At 73.1% G+C, this 19,351-nt stretch carries 16 protein-coding genes; 10 read left to right on the top strand and 6 right to left on the bottom strand.

Annotation, left to right across the window (positions count from 1 at the left end; all coding sequences use genetic code 11):
• The first annotated feature begins 11 nt into the window (after window positions 1–11).
• Window positions 12–866: a bifunctional DNA-formamidopyrimidine glycosylase/DNA-(apurinic or apyrimidinic site) lyase gene (mutM, locus tag AB0C12_RS20160; protein ID WP_360549981.1), complete on the top strand. Its 855-nt coding sequence runs from the start codon at window positions 12–14 to the stop codon at window positions 864–866.
• Here the strand turns inward: mutM and AB0C12_RS20155 are convergent.
• The 4 genes from AB0C12_RS20155 to AB0C12_RS20140 form a co-directional block, all read right to left on the bottom strand.
• Complete coding sequence (locus AB0C12_RS20155; protein WP_360549979.1) at window positions 802–1,389, bottom strand: Spherulin-4; 588 nt, start codon at window positions 1,387–1,389, stop codon at window positions 802–804. The two genes, mutM and AB0C12_RS20155, sit on opposite strands and share 65 nt — an antisense overlap.
• Window positions 1,386–2,567, bottom strand: a complete 1,182-nt coding sequence (locus AB0C12_RS20150) for a hypothetical protein (protein ID WP_360549977.1) — start codon at window positions 2,565–2,567, stop codon at window positions 1,386–1,388. The genes AB0C12_RS20155 and AB0C12_RS20150 overlap by 4 nt, the downstream gene beginning before the upstream one ends.
• A complete protein-coding gene (locus tag AB0C12_RS20145; RefSeq protein ID WP_360549975.1) occupies window positions 2,564–4,057 on the bottom strand; it encodes a DUF3492 domain-containing protein in 1,494 nt (497 codons plus the stop codon). The genes AB0C12_RS20150 and AB0C12_RS20145 overlap by 4 nt, the downstream gene beginning before the upstream one ends.
• A gap of 132 nt (window positions 4,058–4,189) precedes the next feature.
• The gene (locus tag AB0C12_RS20140; protein WP_360549973.1) at window positions 4,190–4,918 is read right to left on the bottom strand and encodes a CAP domain-containing protein; all 729 of its coding nucleotides are present in this window, start codon (window positions 4,916–4,918) and stop codon (window positions 4,190–4,192) included.
• Between the two features lie 431 nt (window positions 4,919–5,349).
• On the opposite strand from AB0C12_RS20140, the gene AB0C12_RS20135 reads away from it, so the two are divergent.
• The 4 genes from AB0C12_RS20135 to AB0C12_RS20120 all read left to right on the top strand — a co-directional run bounded on the left by AB0C12_RS20135 (window position 5,350) and on the right by AB0C12_RS20120 (window position 10,696).
• Window positions 5,350–5,544: a hypothetical protein gene (locus AB0C12_RS20135; protein ID WP_125804837.1), complete on the top strand. Its 195-nt coding sequence runs from the start codon at window positions 5,350–5,352 to the stop codon at window positions 5,542–5,544.
• A gap of 257 nt (window positions 5,545–5,801) precedes the next feature.
• Window positions 5,802–9,383 (top strand): chromosome segregation protein SMC, encoded by a 3,582-nt coding sequence (smc, locus tag AB0C12_RS20130; RefSeq protein WP_360549971.1) that lies wholly within the window; start codon window positions 5,802–5,804, stop codon window positions 9,381–9,383.
• A 6-nt stretch (window positions 9,384–9,389) separates the two neighbouring features.
• Entirely contained in the window at window positions 9,390–10,013 is a 624-nt protein-coding gene (locus AB0C12_RS20125; protein ID WP_360549969.1) for an HAD-IA family hydrolase, read from the top strand.
• A gap of 44 nt (window positions 10,014–10,057) precedes the next feature.
• Window positions 10,058–10,696, top strand: a complete 639-nt coding sequence (locus AB0C12_RS20120) for a hypothetical protein (protein WP_360549968.1) — start codon at window positions 10,058–10,060, stop codon at window positions 10,694–10,696.
• Window positions 10,697–10,702: 6 nt separating this feature from the next.
• Here AB0C12_RS20120 and AB0C12_RS20115 read toward each other — a convergent pair whose 3' ends face one another.
• Complete coding sequence (locus AB0C12_RS20115) at window positions 10,703–11,158, bottom strand: DinB family protein (RefSeq protein WP_360550564.1); 456 nt, start codon at window positions 11,156–11,158, stop codon at window positions 10,703–10,705.
• Window positions 11,159–11,228: 70 nt separating this feature from the next.
• Window positions 11,229–12,923: an alkaline phosphatase D family protein gene (locus tag AB0C12_RS20110; protein WP_360549966.1), complete on the bottom strand. Its 1,695-nt coding sequence runs from the start codon at window positions 12,921–12,923 to the stop codon at window positions 11,229–11,231.
• 152 nt (window positions 12,924–13,075) lie between these two features.
• Between AB0C12_RS20110 and ftsY the strand changes: the two genes are divergently transcribed.
• From ftsY to AB0C12_RS20085, 5 genes are all read left to right on the top strand, one after another.
• Window positions 13,076–14,227 (top strand): signal recognition particle-docking protein FtsY, encoded by a 1,152-nt coding sequence (gene ftsY / locus AB0C12_RS20105; RefSeq protein WP_360549964.1) that lies wholly within the window; start codon window positions 13,076–13,078, stop codon window positions 14,225–14,227.
• A 51-nt stretch (window positions 14,228–14,278) separates the two neighbouring features.
• A complete protein-coding gene (locus AB0C12_RS20100) occupies window positions 14,279–15,079 on the top strand; it encodes an aminoglycoside phosphotransferase family protein (RefSeq protein WP_212992098.1) in 801 nt (266 codons plus the stop codon).
• Window positions 15,080–15,252: 173 nt separating this feature from the next.
• Window positions 15,253–16,611, top strand: coding sequence for an ammonium transporter (locus AB0C12_RS20095; protein ID WP_360549962.1), 1,359 nt, complete (start codon window positions 15,253–15,255; stop codon window positions 16,609–16,611).
• 33 nt (window positions 16,612–16,644) lie between these two features.
• A complete protein-coding gene (locus AB0C12_RS20090; protein ID WP_199752384.1) occupies window positions 16,645–16,983 on the top strand; it encodes a P-II family nitrogen regulator in 339 nt (112 codons plus the stop codon).
• Window positions 16,984–16,997: 14 nt separating this feature from the next.
• Window positions 16,998–19,262 carry a [protein-PII] uridylyltransferase gene (locus AB0C12_RS20085; protein ID WP_360549960.1) on the top strand — a complete coding sequence of 755 codons (2,265 nt, stop codon included), beginning with the start codon at window positions 16,998–17,000 and terminating at the stop codon, window positions 19,260–19,262.
• Window positions 19,263–19,351 lie beyond the last annotated feature (89 nt).

Genomic DNA, 19,351 nt, shown 5'->3' with positions numbered 1-19,351 from the left:
GAAGGACTCCCGTGCCTGAGCTTCCCGAGGTCGAGACCGTCCGCCAGGGACTGGCCAAGTGGGTGACCGGCCGGCGCATCGACACCGTCGAGGTGCGCCATCCCCGGGCGATCCGCCGCCACGTGCCCGGCGACGTGCACTTCGCCGCCGTCCTCAAGGGGCGGACCGTCACCGACGTCGCCCGGCGCGGTAAATACCTGTGGCTCCCGCTGGACTCCGGCGACGCGATCATCGCGCACCTCGGCATGAGCGGGCAGCTGCTGATGCAGCCGGCCGGGGCGCAGGACGAGGTGCACCTGCGGGTCCGGGTCACCTTCGCCGACGACGGCCCGCAGCTGCGCTTCGTCGACCAGCGCACGTTCGGCGGCCTGTCGGTCTCCGAGGGCGGCGCCGAGCTGCCCGACGAGATCGCGCACATCGCCCGCGACCCGCTGGACCCGCTGTTCGACGACGAGCTGTTCGTGGCGCGGCTGCGCGGCAAGCACACCGAGATCAAGCGGGCCCTGCTGGACCAGACGCTGATCTCCGGCGTCGGCAACATCTACGCCGACGAGGCGCTGTGGCGGGCCCAGCTGCACGGTGCCCGCCCCACCGACGCGCTCACCCGCCCCGCCGTACGCCGGTTGCTCGCCCACGTCCGCGACGTGCTCAGCGAGGCGATCGTCGCGGGCGGCACCACCTTCGACGCGCTGTACGTCAACGTCAACGGGGAGAGCGGCTACTTCGACCGGTCGCTGAACGCGTACGGGCGGGAGGGACAGCCCTGCCACCGGTGCGGCTCGATCATGCGCCGCGAGCAGTTCATGAACCGCTCGTCCTACAGCTGTCCGCGTTGCCAGCCGCGCCCCCGCCTGCCGCTGCGCTGACGTAGGGGCTGGTGTCGGTGGCCAGCCCGAAGCCGGCGCCACGGCGGCCCATCAGCCGGCGGGCGGCGGTCAGCAGTGGCGTCGGCACCCCGTGCACCAGGTGACCGTCGCCGGGCCGCACCCCGTCGCCGGCCCACCCCTGGTAGGCCGACCAGGGCCCGTCGAAGGTGCAGATCCGGACGCCCAGGTCGCGGTAGAGCGGGTGGGTGGGCACGCCCGGGTTGAGCACGATCCGGTGCAGCCCGCGCCGGGCGGCGAGCCGTACGGTCAGCGCCACCGGCCCGACGCCGCCCGAGCCGGCCGGCGCCCGGTCCAGGAAGAGCCCTTCCGCGCCGTCCGCGCGCCACTCGTCCACGTCGGCGAGCACGTCGGCCAGCGAGCGCCCGCCCCAGTCCAGGTCGATGCGGCCGAGGATCCGGTGCGCCGAGCGGCGGGCGCCGGGCCGTTCCTGCACGACCCAGGTGTCCTGGTCGGGCGCCAGGTCGGGCGAGGGCTGGGCGTACGGGGGGAAAAGGGTCTTCACGACGTCCTCCGGGGGTCTGCGGCGGTGTGTGCGACGGTCAGCAGTCCGACGAGGTGGGTCGCCGCCAGGATGGCGACGACGGTGCGGAGCGGGTCCGGCGGCAGCGCCGGGACCAGCGGGGCCGCGACCGCCGCGAGCGGCGGCGCGACGGCGAGCAGGGCGGCGACGAAGGTCCGGCCCCTCGCGGCGAGCAGCAGGGTGATGGCCAGTACGCCGCTGAGCAGGATCCCGCCGGCCACCGCGAGCACTCCCTCCCGCGCGCCCACCACCCCGCCCGGCAACCGGTACGCGGCCAGCGCGAGAGCGAGCCCGGCGGCCAGCGGCGGCAGCAGTGCGGCGACGGTCACCACGGTCACGCCACCGACGTGCTCGCGGTGCTCCTCGTCGCTCTCGGCCACGTCGAGGCTGCTCTCGACCTGTCGCCGGTGCCAGCCGATCAGCGCCTCCAGGACGGGCCCGGCGGCCAGCAGCGGCAGCACGGCCGGCGACGTCGCCGCCGGTGGCCCGGCCCGCCAGAGCAGCACGGCCGAGGCCGCCTGACCCGCCCCGAGCACCGCCCGCCCGACCGCACCGCGCAGGTCGTCGCCCCGCAGCACGAGCGTGGCCGTACGCCGGAACGCGGGCCGGAATGCACGCAGGGCAGCGGCGGCGACGGCGATCGGCAGCAGCAGCGTGACCGGCACCCGGGCGGCCCAGGTGTCACCGATCGCCCCGGCGACGGCGACCGCGGCGAGCAGCCAGCACGGCAGGCTCCACCGCACGACCGCCGCCTCGTTGCGGCTCACCAGCGCCGCGGTGACCGAGGCCAGGCTGCCGAGCCCGCAGATGCCGACGGCGATCGCCCGGCCGGGCGCGGCGCCGGCCACGGAGGCCGGTGCGAGCAGCACGAACGCGCACCACAGCGCGGCGGCCGTCAGGAAGCCGAGCCCGACGAACCGCGCCCCGGCGCCCGGCCCACCGCGCCGGGCGACGACCGCGCCCGTGCCGGTGAGGATCTGCGTGACGCTCCAGCCGAGCACCAGCGTGCCGGCCGGCACCGGCCAGGGCAGGCTGCCGAGGAGGCCGGCCGCGGCGATCGCGACGCTGAGCGGTCCGAGGTAGAGGGCGCAGCGCAGCAGCAGCGTGACGCCCAGGGCCGGCGCCCGCCGTACGCCGGGTCCCAGCGCCAGGCCGGTCACCGGTCCTCACCGGCCTCGGCGAGCCAGCGCACGGTGGCCGGCCGGGCTTCGCGCGGGGCGGGCACGGCCAGCGCGAGTTCGTAGGAGGGGGCCGGCGGCGGTCCGGCCAGATCGGTGTAGAGGGCGCCGTAGACGCGGACCACCCGGTCGGCGGTGAAGCAGGCGAGCGCCCGGCGGCGGGCGGCGTCACCCAGCGCCCGGCGCCGGGCCGGGGCCCGCAGCAGGCTGATGCAGGCGTCGGCCAGGGCCGCCGGATCGTTCTCGGCGACGAGCGTGCCCGCGTCGCCGAGGGTCTCGGCGACCGGGCCCACGTCGATTCCGATCACGGCCCGGCCGGACATCATGGCCTCGATCAACCGGTACGGCGGGTCGGCCGGTCCCGGGACGTGGACGACGAGATGGCCGGTGGCGTACCGGTCGCGGGGGTCGGCGGGCAGCGGGTGGAGCCGGATCGCCCGCCCCAGCCCGGTGCGTTCGACCTGCTCGGCGCAGTGGTCCTCGTGCGCGGCGGTGACCCCGACGAGGTGCAGGACGGTCCCGGGCACGGCGGTCGCCACGATCGCGAACGCCTCCAGCAGTCCGTGCAGACCGCTGTCCGGGCCGCCGTTACCGGCCCAGACGATGGCCGGCTGGGTCCTCGCCTCGGGCGCGGACGGGAAGTCGACCGGGTCCACCCCGGCGGGCACCGGGACGAGCCGGCTGGGTTCGGCACCGTGCCCGAGCGCCCACGAGTGGTGGTAGGCGCTCAACGGGGCGATGAGGCCGGCTTCGGCGTACCCGGTGCGGGCGACCGACCGGCGGAACCGGCGCAGCACCGTGCGCACCGCGGGGGAGAGCCGCTCCTCGCCGGCCCGCGGCCGGGCCACCGGGGCCCGCGCCTCGGTCAAGAGCAGGGGCATCCCGGTCCGCCAGCGCCCGGCCAGGGCGGCCAGCAGCGGCGTCGTGCCGCCCACGCAGTGCACCAGGTCAACGGCGGGCACCGGTACGGACAACGCCCGCGCCGCGTGACGCAGCAGCGTGGCGGCGGTCCGGGCGTCACGCAGGGTGAGCCGCGGCAGCCGGTCCTCACTCGCCGACGTCCGCCCCGCGCGCCACGCGTCGAGCAGCACGTCGGTCAGCGGCACCGAGTTCAGCGGGTGGTCGGCCGACTCGGTCAGCACCGAGAGCCCGAGCAGCCCCTTGGCGAACAGGTCGTCGGCCGCCTTGGGCTCGGCCTCACTGAGCAGTCCCCGGCACAGCAGGACGGCCGCGGCGGTGGCGTTGTCGTCGCTGACCGCGCGCCGCCGGATCTCGCGGCTCAGCGGCACGGCCCGGGCGGACGCGACGTGGCGGGGCAGCGGGTACGCCGGCCCGCCGGGTGGTTCACGGTCGGTGACGGTCAGCAGGTCGAAGGTGTACCGGCCGAGGCCGTCGACGAGCGTGCGGCACCAGCCGCCGAGGGCGTCCCGGCGGAACGGGTAGCCGCCCCCGGTGAGCAGACAGATGCGCATGCGGTCAGCACCACGGGCGCGACGGGGGTGTTATCACGATGGCTGCAACGACGCAGCGGCGAAAAGTAACGGGAGCGTGTCACCTAGGCGACAGTCGGTCGCACTATTTGTCTGTTTTTCGGAGTTATTTGCTCAGGAACGTCCGAAAAGCTGGCCCCATACGGTTGTGCCGTCCACGCCCTTGACCGCACCCACCCCGAGCGCCTTGAAGTCGCAGTTCAGGATGTTGGCCCGGTGCCCGTCGCTGTTCATCCAGCTCGTCATGACGTCGGCGGCGTCGCGCTGGCCCCGGGCCACGTTCTCGCCGCCGGGGTCGTTGTAGCCCTGCGCCTTGGCCCGGGTGACGAAGTCCCGGCCGTCGTCGCTCACGTGGCTGATGTACAGGTCACCGTGGGTGCCGAGCTCCTGGACGTGCAACCGGATGGCCGCCCGCAGCTTGGTGTTGAGTTCTACCGAGCCGCAGCCGGCCCGGTCCCGCTCGACGTTGACCAGCCGGATGACCTCGGACTCCTGAGCGGCCAGCCCGGCACCGACCTTCGGGGCGCTGGTGGTCGGCCTGCGGGTCGGCGTCTTCTTGACCACCGGCTTCTTGGTGGCCGGCTTCTTCGTGGCCGTCCGGCTCGGCTTGGGTGCCGCGGTGGACGGGGTCGCCGCCGGCGACGACGGCGGGGCCGGCGGCCGTGCCACCCCGGTGCCGGGTGCCCCGCCACCGGCACCCGGCACCAGGGCGGCGACGGCAGCTTCGGGATGCTCGGCCGCGGTGCCCGAGCCGGTGAAGCTCGAGGGCAGCAGTGCGGCGCCGGCACCGACCACGGCGAGCAGGGCGGTCACGGAGAGGCCGAAGGTCACGGGCGACGGCATCGCCTGCCGGTCGCGGTGTCGCCCGGTCGGTCTCTGGTCGGCTGGCCCCTGCACGTCGTGCCTCCGTGGTCCTCGAGGGATCGAGAGGTTTCGACCCGGGTGACGGTAAGCAGCCCCACGCGGCCCGGGCAAACCGGCTAAGAAAGAAATAAGTCCTGGATAAGGCCCGCGGGGTGGCGTGATTCACTGGTCAGGCGGGTGCCACGCGGTTCACACGGCTTGACGGACTGTGGGTATCAGCGCACCATGGAGGTGTCGCCAGTCGCGCCCATCTGTGTCCAGTCGAGTCCTGGACATGGAAAATCTGCATCCACAGCACGTCCCCGGGTGCAGGAGTTTGTGCTCACGCGTGTCCGTGGGCATGAAGGTGTGCGGTACCACTGGGCGCGCGTTTGGCCGGCCTTTCCGGCAGCGCTTTACAAGGAGACGAAATGGCGAAGGCCCTCTACGGCCACGTAGGTGCGGCGCCCGACCGGCGCCTGCTCGACGAGGTCACCCGACTGCGTTCCAGGGTGCAGGCTCTGGAGTTCGAGATCACCCGCCTTCGGGCGGAGAACGATCGTCTCGCGGCCGCCGCCGCGGAGGCAGACGATCTTCTGCGGCTGACCGAGCCGGCGCTGACCTGAGCTTCACCGGGCGCCGTGACCCGGCGCCCATATCCCCTCGCACCACGTGACGCACCCCGCAAAGCGCGCCTCCACAGCACCAAGTGGCGGCGCGCATCTTTTTGCTCCTTCTGCGCCGCGCCCGTAGCGCCAATTCCGACAAACGTGTCGGCTCGGGTCGAGACCGGCACGATCCGGGACGCGCGGCGTGCACGGACATGGCGTGCGCCTGCGGGTAACCTGCTGACCAGCAGACCACCGCCGACCCCCGGAGATCCGTGCACCTCAAGAGCCTGACGGTGAAGGGTTTCAAGTCCTTCGCCTCCGCTACGACGCTGCGGCTGGAGCCGGGCATCACCTGTGTGGTGGGCCCCAACGGCTCCGGCAAGTCCAACGTCGTCGACGCCATCGCGTGGGTCCTGGGTGAGCAGGGCGCCAAGGCGCTGCGCGGCGGCAAGATGGAGGATGTCATCTTCGCCGGCACCGCCGGGCGGGCCCCGCTCGGCCGCGCCGAGGTGACTCTGACCATCGACAACGGCGACGGCGCCCTGCCCATCGACTACACCGAGGTCTCCATCACCCGCCGGATGTTCCGCTCCGGCGAGAGTGAGTACGAGATCAACGGCAGCTCCTGCCGCCTGCTCGACATCCAGGAGCTGCTCAGCGACTCCGGCATCGGCCGTGAGATGCACATCATCGTCGGCCAGGGCCGGCTCGACGCGATGCTGCACGCCAAGCCCGAGGACCGCCGCTCCTTCATCGAGGAGGCGGCCGGCGTCCTCAAGCATCGCAAGCGCAAAGAGAAGGCGATCCGCAAGCTCGACGCGATGCAGACCAACCTCAACCGGCTCAACGACCTCACCGCCGAGCTGCGCCGCCAGCTCAAGCCGCTGGGCAAGCAGGCCGAGGTGGCCCGCCGCGCGGCCGGCATCCAGGCCGACCTGCGTGACGCCCGGCTACGGCTGCTCGCCGACGACCTGCACACCCTGCGCACCACGCTGGACAAGGAGATCGCCGACGAGTCGGCGATGCGCGAGCGCCGCCAGCAGGTCGAGGAGGAGAACCGCGAGGTCCAGCGCTGGCTCGCCGACCTGGAGGCCGCGCACGCCGAGGACGCGCCACTGCTCGCCGCCGCCCAGGACACCTGGTACAAGCTGTCCGCCCTGCAGGAACGCTTCCGCTCCACCGAGCAGCTGGCCTCCGAGCGGCTGCGGCACCTCGCCGCGGCGCCGGACGACGAGCGTACGGGCCGCGACCCGGATCAGCTCGAGGCCGAGGCGGAACGGGTCCGCGAGCAGGAGGAGGAGCTGCGCGAGGCCCTCACCGAGGACCAGATGCGCCTGGCCGAGGCGGTCGAGCACCGCCAGGAGCTGGAACGGCAACTGCTGCAGGCCGAGGGTGCGCTGCGGGCCGCCGCGAAGGCGATCGCCGACCGCCGCGAGGGACTGGCCAAGCTCACCGGCAACGTGAACGCGGCCCGGGCCCGTACCGGAAGTGCCGCCGAGGAGATCGAGCGGCTCGCGGTCGCCCACAACGACGCGCTCACGCGGGCCGAGGCCGCCCAGGCCGAGGTCGACGCGGTGTCCGCGGAGTCCACCGAGGCCGATCGCGACAACGCCGAGCTCGACGAACGGCACGCCGAGGCCGTCGCCGCGCACGACCGCGCGGCCGCGGTCGTCAAGGAGCTCTCCGACGCCGAGCGGGCGGCCGAGAAGGACGCCGCCAGCTGGAAGGCCCGGGAGGAGGCGCTCGCCCTCGGCCTGCGCCGCAAGGACGGTGCCGGCGCGCTGCTCGGCAAGGCCGATCAGATCCCCGGCCTGCTCGGCAGCCTGGCCTCGATGCTCACCGTCCGGCCGGGTCACGAGGCCGCGCTGGCCGCGGCCCTGGGCATGCTGGCCGACGCGGTCGCGCTGACCGGCATCGACGAGGCCGTCGAGGCCATGCGCACCCTGAAGATCGCGGATGCCGGCCGGGCCGCGCTCGTGGTCGCCGCCCCGGCCGCGCCGGGCATGCAGGGCTCGCTCGACAGCCTGCGCCCGGCCCTGCCGGAGGGTGCCGTGTGGGCGCCCGACGTCATCGACTGCCCGGACACCATCCGCCCGGCGCTGAACAAGGCGCTGCGCGACGTCGTGCTGGTCCCCGATCTGGCTGCCGCGACCCGCCTGGTCGCGCAGAACGCCGAGCTGCGCGCGGTCACCCCCGACGGCGACGTGCTGGGAGCGCACGCGGCCGCCGGTGGTTCCGGCAAGGCCACCAGCTACATCGAGGTCCAGGCCGCCGTCGACGAGGCCCGGGCCAGGCGGGAGACCGCCGAGGAGTCCATCGGCGTCCTGAAGGGTCAGCTCACCGATGCCCGCGCCGAGGTCGCGGAGCTCAAGGAGGCCGTGGCCGTCGCGGCCGCCGCCAAGCGCGCCGCGGAGGGCGAACGCAACGCCGCCGCCCGCCGCCTCGCCGAGCTCGGTGCCGCCGCCCGTTCCGCCAAGGCCGAGTCGGAGCGCCTGGGCGCCTCCCGGCAGAAGGCCGAGGCCAACCGCGACCGCGACCTGGCCGGGCTGGCCGAGCTGGAGGAGCGGCTGCGGCTCGCCGAGGCCACCCCGATCGACGAGGAACCGTCCACCGAGGAACGCGACACCCTCTCGGCGCTGGTGCCGCAGGCCCGGCAGAACGAGATGGAGGTCCGGCTGGCCGTCCGGACCGCCGAGGAGCGCGTCTCCTCGATCGCCGGCCGGGCCGACTCCCTGCTGCGCCAGGCCACGCAGGAACGCCAGGCGCGCGAGCGCGCGGCCGCCCGCCGGGCCGCCCGGGCCCGCGGCGCGGAGATCGCCAAGGCCGTCGCCCTGGGCGCGGCTGCCGCGATGTCGCGGGTCGCGGTCTCGCTGGCCACCGCGGTGGAGGCGCGTGACGAGCTGGCCCGCGCGCGCACCGCCCGCGAAGCCGAGCTGCAGGAGGTACGCGCCAGCGCCAAGCGCCTGGTCGCCGAGCTGGAACGGCTCACCAACGAGGTGCACCGCGACGAGGTGGCCCGGGCCGAGCAGCGGCTGCGCATCGAACAGCTCGAAGCCAAGGCGGCCGAGGACTTCTCCCTCGACGTCGACACCCTGGTCGCCGAGTACGGCCCCGACCAGCTCGTCCCGCCCACCCAGGCCGAGGCCGCGCAGGCGGAGAAGGACGGCAAGGAGCTCCCCGAGCCGGTGCCGTTCCACCGGCCGACCCAGGAGAAGCGGGCCAACAAGGCCGAACGCGACCTGGCCCTGCTGGGCAAGGTCAACCCGCTGGCCCTGGAGGAGTTCGCCGCGCTGGAGGAACGCTTCAAGTTCCTCTCCGACCAGCTCGAAGACCTGAAGGCCACCCGCAAGGACCTGCTCACCGTGGTCAAGGACGTCGACGACCGGATCCTCGAGGTCTTCACGTCGGCGTTCGAGGACACCGCGCGCGAGTTCCAGGCCGTGTTCCAGGTGCTCTTCCCGGGCGGTGAGGGCCGGCTGGTGCTGACCGATCCCGAGGACATGCTGACGACCGGCGTCGAGGTCGAGGCCCGCCCGCCGGGCAAGAAGATCAAGCGGCTGTCGCTGCTGTCGGGCGGCGAGCGCTCGCTGACCGCGGTCGCCATGCTGTGCGCGATCTTCCGGGCCCGACCCAGCCCCTTCTACATCATGGACGAGGTCGAGGCGGCCCTCGACGACGTCAACCTGGGCCGGTTGATTACGCTCTTCCAGCAGCTGCGGGAGAAGAGCCAGCTGCTGATCATCACGCACCAGAAGCGCACGATGGAGGTCGCCGACGCCCTCTACGGCGTCACGATGCGTGCCGGCGTCACCCAGGTCATCAGCCAGCGGCTGAACCGAGAACCGGAGGATTGACCCCTTATGCTCCGCCAACCCGCCCAGGCCATGCTCATCGACCTGGACGGCGTACTGCGCCGCTGGGACCCCGCGGTGCCGGCGGCGGTGGAGGAGTCGTACGGGCTGGCGCCGGGCACCCTGATCGAGACGGCGATGAGCTGGGAACTGCTGCGTCCCGCGGTGGCCGGCGAGATCACGGACGCCGAGTGGATGCGCCTCGTGGCGATGCGCCTGCCGTTGCCGGAGGCGGACGCCAAGGCGGCGGTCGCGCGGTGGCAGGAGCACCGGGGCACGATCGACCAGGAAGTGCTCGACTTCGTCCGCTCGGTGCGCGCGGCCGGACGCCCGGTGGGACTGGCGACGAACGCCACCGACCTGCTCCGGGGTGACCTGGCCGGGCTCGGCCTGGCCGGGGAGTTCGACACGGTGGTCAGCTCGTGGGAGCTGAAGGTGCACAAGCCGGCGCCGGAGTTCTTCACCCAGGCCTGTGCGGCCCTGAACGTCGAACCGCCGTGGGTGCTGTTCGTTGACGACGACGACCGGGCGGTACGCGGCGCTCGCGCGGCCAAGATGCCTGCGCTGCGCTGGACCGGGCCGCAGGACCTCCCTTACCTGCGCAAGGCGCTCGCTCTGCCCGCGCCCGGCTGATCTTCTCGCGGCGACGTAGGCTGGCCGCGGCTGAGAGGATGTCGATGCGTAAGACGCTGCTAGGGGCGGTTCTCGTGCTCGCTCTGCCGGGCTGCTCCGCGGACGGCGGCACCCCGGCGGCGCCGGCCCCGGCCAGCACCGCTCCTTCCGCTCAGCCGAGCGCCAGCGCGCGCATCGGCAGCGCACCCCCACCGGCCGGCGCGCTGGACGGCAAGCGGCAGGTCTTCTTCCTGCCCCGGCTCGACGACAACGAACTGCCGGACTCGGTGCTGGCCGTGACCGCCGCCGGCCGGCTCCAGGTGACCGACGACTACGCCGACCGGGCGCTCTTCGTGCCGGTGCCCAAGAGCCGCGGCGCGAAGGAACGCCTGATCAAGACGGGCACCCTCCGAGCCGGGCGCGAGCCCTTCTGCCTGCAGGTGCGGGGCAGCGGGTCCGGCCCGCTCACCGTCGTCACCGCGGCGTGCGACGCCGGCGAGCCGAAGCAGCACTTCACCTTCGAGCCGGCCGGCCAGGACGACGAGGGCCGCACCACCTACGCCGTGCGCAACCGGGACGCCTTTCTGCAATGGCACCCGCTGGGCGCGGCCGGGCTGGTCGCCGAGAAGGCCGACGACAGCCAGATGCAGACGACCTTCTCCCTGCAGGACCAGGGCGCCGCCGCCCTGCCCAAGGGCGACTGAGCCGGCTCAGTCGCCGGTGACGCCGTCGATGCGTTCGCGGAGCAGGTCCGCGTGGCCGTTGTGGCGGGCGTACTCCTCGATCATGTGCAGGTAGACCCAGCGGAGGCTCACCAGCGGCCGCCACTCGGTCGAGAACTCGTGCTCCAGCGGCAGCTCGGCGACCGCCGCCTTGGCCGCCTCGATCTCGGCGAGGAACGTGGCATGGTCGGCCGCCGCGTCAGCCTCGTCCACGTCGTCGAAGTCGCCGTCCTCGTTGGTGTCCGAGCAGTAGATGTACGAGACCCGCTGGCCGGCCGCGTTGATCCGGAACCAGCCGCGTTCGACCTCGGCCAGGTGGCGGAGCAGGCCCAGCAGCGACAGCTTCGACGGCTCGACCGAGCGCAGCTTGAGCTGCTCGGCGGTCAGCCCGGCGCACTTGGTGAGCAGGGTCTGCCGGTGCAGGTCGAGCCAGCCCTCGAGCATGGCCCGCTCGTCGCCGGTGAAGGGTTCTTTGACGCGGTGCGCCGCGGGCGCGGTCCAGGAAGTCACAAGGTCATCCTGGACCGTGCAGGTGGACATCCGCCACCGTGAACAGGTCGCCGTCCCTGCTCGTCCCCTCGACCCGTACGTCGGCCCGGGCGCCGGAGTGCCGCAGTGTGCTCACCGCGTTGCCGAAGTACGGCCCGGCCAGCCGCCGCCAGCGCACCGACGGGCGGCGTACCCCGGCGCTGCGGGCCACCCCGCGGACGCCCTTCGCGGCCAGCCGTGACCAGCTGAACCGCATCAACGGCCGCATGACCGTCGGCACCTGGTTGTGGATCGGGGAGCACGTCAGCTGGTGCACAGGTGTCGCCACGGCCGGTCCGAGGTCGGCGCGGGCGACGTACGAGTGGTGCACGTCGCCGGACAGCACGCTGATCGAGGCCGGTGCCGCGTACGCGCCGCCGGCTCCGACCCGGTGGCCCGGGGCTTCCGGGCCGCCTTCGCCGAGGCGGCGGAACAGCTCGGTCAGCGCGTCGAACGAGCGGGTGAACGCCGCCCAGTGCTCCAGGTCGAAGGCCCGGCGGACGCGCTCGGCCAGGGCCGCGCGCCGCGCTCCGGACGAGTCCGCGAGCCGTTCGTTCCAGGCTTCCAGGTGGTGGATCGCCGGGGGCATCAGCCACGGCAGGGACGAGCCGACCACCAGGTGGTCGTAGTCGCCGTGGGCCTGGTCGACGAACCAGCCCCACTCGGCCGCGGGCAGCATCTCCCGCCGGCCCGGGGTGAGCACCCGGTTGCAGCGGTTGTCCAGCATGATCAGCCGGGTCCGGCCCACGTCCAGGGCGAAGCTCCACTGGTACGGCCGGTCGGTGTTCTCCGCCGAGGAGGGCTTGTCGACCGAGATGCCGAAGTCGTGCAGCAACGACGTCGCGTCCTCGACCGAGGTGATCTTGGCCAGCAGCGGGTCGGCGCGCAGCTCGTCCGGGCTCAGGTTGCCCAGGTGCTGGTAGACCCAGTACGAGGCCAGCCCGCTGGCGATCCGCTCGGACCACCACTGCTGCGACGACATGTCGGCGCGCCAGGACGCCGAGGTGTTCCAGTCGTCGATGATCTCGTGGTCGTCGAAGATCATCACGCACGGCACGGTGGCCAGCAGCCAGCGCACCTCCGGGTCACGCCAGGACTCCAGGTAGAGCTTCGTGTACTCGTCGAAGGAGACCACTTCGTCGGCCGGGCCGTGATGGCCGGCCGAGCGGCGCCGGCGCAGGAAGCGGCGCACCTTGGCCGAGGTCTTGTCGGCGTAGACCTGGTCGCCGAGCAGCACGATCAGGTCGGCGCGCAGCTCCGGCGAGCGGGGGTCGGTCATCAACCGCCGGGCGTACGCGTCCAGCGCGTCCGGCGGCAGCTTGCGCCCGGTGGCGTGCGGTGTCGCCTCGCGGCAGGAGCCGAAGATCATGCTGACCGGCTGACCCGCGTCCTCGGCCTCGCGGGTGACGATCACACTCGGCGGATACGGCGACTCCGGCTGCGGCCACACCTGCCGGTCGTCCAGCCACACCTGATATTCGCCGGCGGTGCCCGGGACCAGCCCTTCCACGATCACGATCGCGTAGTGGTGGCCGTAGCAGGAGAAGGTCGGCGCGGTGCCGGCGCCGCCGGTCGCGACCTCGACGCGCACCTCGGCCGGGGCGGTGGTCTCGACCCAGATCGTCGCCCGGTCGCCCACCACGCGGCGCAGCACGGGCCCGATCAGCAGATGGGCGGTCAACGGTTCACCGGGTGGCGCGACATGCTGCCATCCTCCCCGAGTGGTCCCGGCTTCCGCCAGCGTGCGTTCGGACAGCGGGAGGTCACAGGGCGTGGCGGGGGACACGGACGGGTGGCGCCACGGGCCCCGGGGACATCTGTCAGGATTTCGGAATGGAATACGTGGTCGCCTCCCTCATCCTGCTGGCGGTGCTGGTGGTCGGGGCCATCGGTCTGGTCGTGCCCCGGCGCCGCAGGCGCGAGTTGCCGCCGACCGGTGGCCCCGCCACCACCACGCTCGAGCGCCCTCCGACAGCGCCGGTGGAGGAGCCGACGCTCCCGCCGCTGCCGGACGAGCTGCCGCCGCTGGTGCAGGCACCGACGATCGAGAAGCCGGAGCCGACCGCCGGCCGCCTGGTGCGGCTGCGGGCCCGGCTCAGCCGGTCGCAGAACGTCTTCGGCAAGGGCCTGCTCAGCGTGCTCTCCCGCGATCACCTCGACGAGGACGCCTGGGAGGAGATCGAGGACAGCCTGATCTCCGCCGACGTCGGCGTCGAGGCCACCCAGGCGCTGGTCGAGCGGCTGCGGGAGCGGGTCCGGGTGCTGGGCACCCGGACCGTCGCCGAGGTACGCGAGCAGCTCGCCGAGGAGCTCACGGCCGCCCTGGAGCCGGGCATGGACCGCAGTCTGCGCACCGCCCCGCACGACGGCCGGCCGGCGGTCGTGCTGGTCGTCGGGGTCAACGGCGCCGGCAAGACCACCACCTGCGGCAAGGTGGCCCGGGTGCTGATCGCCGACGGCCGCACGGTGGTGCTCGGCGCGGCCGACACCTTCCGGGCCGCGGCCGCCGAGCAGCTCGCCACCTGGGGTGAGCGGGTCGGCGCCGAGACCGTCCGCGGCCCCGAGGGCGGCGACCCGGCCAGCGTGGCGTTCGACGCGGTCAAGCGCGGCATCGACACCGGTGTCGACACGGTGCTCATCGACACCGCCGGCCGCCTGCAGAACAAGGTCGGCCTGATGGACGAGCTGGGCAAGGTCAAGCGGGTCGTGGAGAAGCACGGGCCGGTCGACGAGACGCTGCTCATCCTGGACGCCACCACCGGGCAGAACGGTCTCGAGCAGGCCCGGGTCTTCACCGACGTGGTGGACGTCACGGGCGTGGTGCTCACCAAGCTGGACGGCACGGCCAAGGGCGGCATCGTCATCGCCGTGCAGAACAAGCTGGGAATTCCCGTCAAGCTGGTCGGTCTGGGCGAGGGCCCGGACGATCTGGCGCCGTTCGAGCCCGCTGCCTTCGTCGAGGCCCTGCTTGGCACCGACGCGTAGTCTCGGGGGCGGCAGGCCCGTACCGCGGGGCACTTCTAGGGGAGGTCGTGGGTGACGCAGGAACGCGACCTTCGCGAGATCCCGCTCCACGGCGGCAACGTCAGCACGGTGTCGAAGGTGGGCGACACGGTCCGCCGCAACGCCGGACCGTGGACCCCGGCTGTGCACTCGCTGCTCAACCATCTGCAGCGGGTGGGCTTCACCGGCTCGCCGCACGCCCTGGGGATGGACGACCGCGGCCGTGAGGTCCTGTCGTATCTCGACGGCGAGTGCGGCGAGTATCCGCTGGCCCCGCACTGGACGACCGAGGAAGCGCTGGTCACGGTGGCCACGATGCTGCGCATGTTCCACGACGCGCAGTACGGCTTCCAGCCCCCGCCCGGGGCGGTCTGGCGCTCGTTCGGCCCGCCGCCGCCGGACACCGAGGTGATCTGCCACCACGACGCCGCCCCGCACAACGTGGTCTGGCGCCCGGACGGCACGCTGGCCCTGATCGACTTCGATCTGGCCTCGCCCGGCGCCCGGATCTACGACGTCGCCTACGCGGCCTGGACCTGGGTGCCGCTGTTCAGCGACCGGGACTCCTACACGCTGGGCTGGAAGAGGCCGAACAGGCCGCGCCGGCTGCGGTTGTTCGCGGACGCGTACGGGTTGATCCCCCGCGACCGGCACCGGCTGGTCCGCACCATCCGCAAGCGGATCGTGGACCACGTGGAGGGCATCCGCCGGATGGCCGCCGCCGGTGATCCGGCGTTCGTCCGGATCGTGCACAAGGGCCACCTGCGCCGCCCGATGCGTGATCTCCGGCTGCTCGACTACGAGCGGCACACCCTGGAGTACGCCCTCCGCTGACCCTGGGCTGTGAGAGTTTCTTCACACGTACGAAACAAGCCGTCACTCGTCGGAAACCGCGCGTACACCGTGCGCGAAACAGCGGAGCGAAAGGCTTCCGCCCGAACCGGCCAGCAGGGCGACGCTGCTCTCTGGGCCGTGTGGGAGGACACCTTTATCCGAGAGGAGGCAGCGTGGAGATCAACACCGGCAATACCGCCTGGTTGCTCCTGTCGTCTGCGCTCGTTCTGCTTATGACTCCGGGCCTGGCGCTGTTCTACGGTGGCCTCAACCGGTCCAAGGGCGCCCTGAACATGATGATGATGAGCTTCTCGAGCATCGGGCTCATCTCCGTCCTGTGGGTCCTTTACGGCTTCACCCTCGCTTTCGGCACCAACGACAGTTCCGGCACCAACCACGTCATCGGCAGCTTCAGCCAGTACTTCGGCACCGGCACCAGCTGGATCGGCGAGGAGTGGATGGTCGCGGGGGCCGGCACCGGCATCCCGACCTACGCCTTCATGGTCTTCCAGATGATGTTCGCCGTCATCACCGTCGCCCTGATCAGCGGCGCGGTCTCGGACCGCCTCAAGTTCGGCGGCTGGGTGCTGTTCGCCCTCGGCTGGTTCACCCTGGTCTACGTCCCGGTCGCGCACTGGGTCTGGGGCGGCGGTTGGATCGGCGTCAACCTCGGCGCCCTCGACTTCGCCGGTGGCACCGCGGTGCACATCAACGCCGGCGCCGCGGCGCTCGGCCTGATCCTGGTCCTCGGCAAGCGCGTCGGCTGGCCCCGCGAGGTCATGAAGCCGCACAACGTGCCGTTCGTCGCGCTCGGCGCCGGCCTGCTCTGGTTCGGCTGGTTCGGCTTCAACGCCGGCTCGGAGCTGACCGTCGACAGCGTCACCGCGGTCGCCTTCGTCAACACCCAGGTCGCCACGGCGGCCGCCCTGCTGGGCTGGATCGTCGTGGAGTGGCTCCGCGACGGCAAGCCGACGCTGGTCGGTGCCTCCTCCGGCGCGGTGGCCGGCCTGGTCGCCATCACCCCCGCCTGTGGCTTCATCGCCCCGCTGCCCGCCGCCGTGCTCGGCATCATCGCCGGTGCCGTCTGCGCCCTGGCGGTCGGCCTGAAGTACAAGCTCGGCTACGACGACTCGCTCGACGTGGTCGGCGTGCACTTCGTCGGTGGCTGGATCGGTTCGCTGGGCATCGGCTTCTTCGCCACCAGCCAGGTCAACGCCGTGGCTGCCCGCGAGAGCCTGTTCTACGGCGGCGGCGTCGACCAGCTGTGGCGCCAGTTCGTCGGCAGCCTCGCCGTCACGGTCTACTCGCTCGTGATCGCGGTCGTGATCGCCCTGATCCTCAAGGCGGTCAAGCTGCTCCGGGTCGACAGCGACACCGAGGTCTCCGGTATCGACGTCGGCGAGCACGCGGAGAGCGCGTACGACTTCTCGCCCACCACGGGCTCGGGCGGCGCCTTCGCGATGGCCGGGATCACGCCGGCGGCGGGTAACACTGACGGGAAGCCTTCCGTCAGCGAAAAGGTTGCCGGTTAATTTCACCCCATGGCTGCGATGGAGGGACTGAGCATGAAGCTGGTGACCGCGGTCATCAAGCCGTACCAGCTCGACGCGGTGAAGGAGGCTCTGCACGCGCTCGGCGTGGCGGGTCTGACCGTGAGCGAGGTACAGGGGTACGGACGGCAGAAGGGCCACACCGAGGTGTACCGGGGTGCCGAGTACACGGTGGAGTTCCTGCCCAAGATCAAGGTTGAGGTGCTGACCGACGAGATCGACGTGGAGAAGGTCGTCGACGCGGTGGTCACCTCGGCCCGGACCGGCAAGATCGGTGACGGCAAGGTCTGGGTGACGTCCGTCGAGGACGTCGTCCGGGTCCGCACCGGCGAGCGCGGCCTCGACGCGCTCTGATCATCGACAACTCCATGTCCTCCGTGTCCAGCGAGCCGTCGGCGCCACCTCAGGTGCCGTCCGGCGGCTCGCCGGACACCCTTCGTGAACACATCGGCGCCGCCGCCCGGGCCGACCGGGCCGCGGCGCTCGATGCGTGGCTGGTCTCGATGTTCCCGGCCCACCTGCCCGGCGTCAGCCTGGTCGCCGTGGGTGGTCTGGGCCGCCGGGACTGCGCCCCGTACAGCGACCTCGACCTGGTGCTGCTGCACAACGGGACGGCCGGCATCGACCGGATCGCCTCGGCCCTCTGGTATCCGATCTGGGACGCGCGGCTGGGCCTGGACCACTCCGTGCGCACCCTGCCCGAGGCGCTCTCCGTCGCCCACGACGACGTCAAAGTCTCGCTCGGCCTGCTGGACGCCCGGCACATCGCCGGTGATGCCGCCCTCTCCGCCGAGCTGATCGCCGCCACCTCGGACCAGTGGCGGCGCACCGCCGTACGCCTGCTGCCGCAGCTCAGAGAGCTCACCGCCGGCCGCTGGGCGACCCACGGTGAGCTGGCCTTCCTGCTCGAAGGTGACCTCAAGGAAGCCGCCGGCGGCCTGCGTGACCTGACCATCCTGCGCGGCATCGGCCGGGCCGGTGTCGCCGACACCATGCGGCCCGCCGTCCGCGCCGCCAACCTGCGGCTGCTCGACACCCGCGACGCCCTGCACCTCGCCGTCGGCCGCCGGGTGGACCGGTTGGTCGCCCAGGAACGGGCCGCGGTCGCCGAACTGCTCGAGGTCGACGACGGGGACGCCCTGCTGCGCCGGGTGGCCGGCGACGCCCGGACCATCGCGCACGCCCTGGACGACGCCTGGCGCGCCGCCGATCGGCTGCGCAACGGCCGCCGCCGGGGCGCCCCGGCCGGTGCGACCGCACGCCGCCCGGTGGCTCGGGACGTGGTGGAGCAGGACGGCGAGCTCGTGCTCGCCCGTACGGCGATCGGCCCGGTGCCCGATCCCAGCCTGTCGTTGCGGGTCGCCGCCGCGGCCGCGACCGTGCGGCTGCCCATCGCCCGGGCGACCTGCGAATGGCTCGCCGCCTTCTGCCCGCCGCTGCCGACGCCGTGGCCGCCCGCGGCCCGCGCCGCGCTGGTCTCGCTGCTCGGTTCCGGCCCGGGGTTGCTGCCGACCTGGGAGGCCTGCGACCGGTACGGCCTGATCGACGCCTGGCTGCCGGAGTGGGCCCGGCTGCGCAGCCTCCCGCAGCACCACCCGATCCACCGCTTCACCCTGGACCGGCACCTGGTCCAGGCGGCGTACGAGGCCACCGCCTACACCCGCGAGGTGGACCGCCCCGACCTGCTGCTGATCGGTGCCTTCCTGCACGACGTCGGCAAGGGCCGGCCGGGCGACCACAGTGTCGTCGGGGCCCCGATCGCCGCCGAGATCGCCACCCGGATCGGGCTGCCGCCGGCGGACGTCGCCACGGTGGAGAAGCTGGTCCGGCTGCACCTGCTGCTGCCCGACGCCGCCACCCGCCGGGATCTCAGCGACCCGGTCACCATCACCACCGTCGCGGAGGCGGTCGGCGACCCGGCCACTCTGGACCTGCTGCACGCCCTGGCCCGGGCCGACTCGCACGCCACCGGACCGGCCGCCTGGTCGGACTGGAAGGGCCGGCTGATCGCCGAGCTGGTCCGCCGGGTGCACACCGCGCTGGACACGGGGGCGCTGCCCGGGCCGCCCGAGCCGGACGCGGAGCTGCTCGTGGGTGAGCTGCCCGCCGTACACCTGGACGGCGATGTGGTCGCGGTGGCCGCGGCCGACCGCCGGGGCCTGCTCGGCTCGGTGGCCGCGTGCCTGGCCATGCACCGCCTCGACGTGATCGGGGCCGACGCCAGCACGGTGGACGGCCGGGCGATCGTCGAGTTCCGCACCCAGCCGCGCTACGGCTCCCCGGCGGATCCGGTGGCGCTCGCCGCCGACCTGCGCCGGGTCGCCGCCGGGGACGTGTCGGTGACTCAGCGGCTGCGGGCCCGGGCGATGTCGGCCCGCGGTGGCGCGGCTCCCCGGGTGGTCTGGCATCGCGCGGCGGCCACCGACGCGGTCGTCCTGGAGCTGCGCGCGGCTGACTCCGCGGGCCTGCTCTTCCGAGTCGCCAGTGCGCTCGACGAGGCCGGCGCCGAGGTGCGCGCGGCCCGCATCTCCACCCTGGGCAGCGACGTGGTGGACGCGTTCTACCTGGTCGGCGCCTGGGCCGAGGCTGCTGAGCGCGAACGCGTGGAGGCCGCCGTCCTGGCGGCCGTCTGACCAAGCCGTCACCTCGATCGGCTTGCCGACGTTGCGCCTGGCATCCAGGGCGTATGTGCCGCCGCGGTCTGAGGCCGTCACCTCGATCG

The sequence above is a fragment of the Actinoplanes sp. NPDC048967 genome (genome assembly GCF_040649415.1).
Classification (GTDB): domain Bacteria; phylum Actinomycetota; class Actinomycetes; order Mycobacteriales; family Micromonosporaceae; genus Actinoplanes.
The sequence above is the reverse complement of the archived record's forward strand: the minus strand, read 5'-3'. Positions and strand labels throughout refer to the sequence as shown.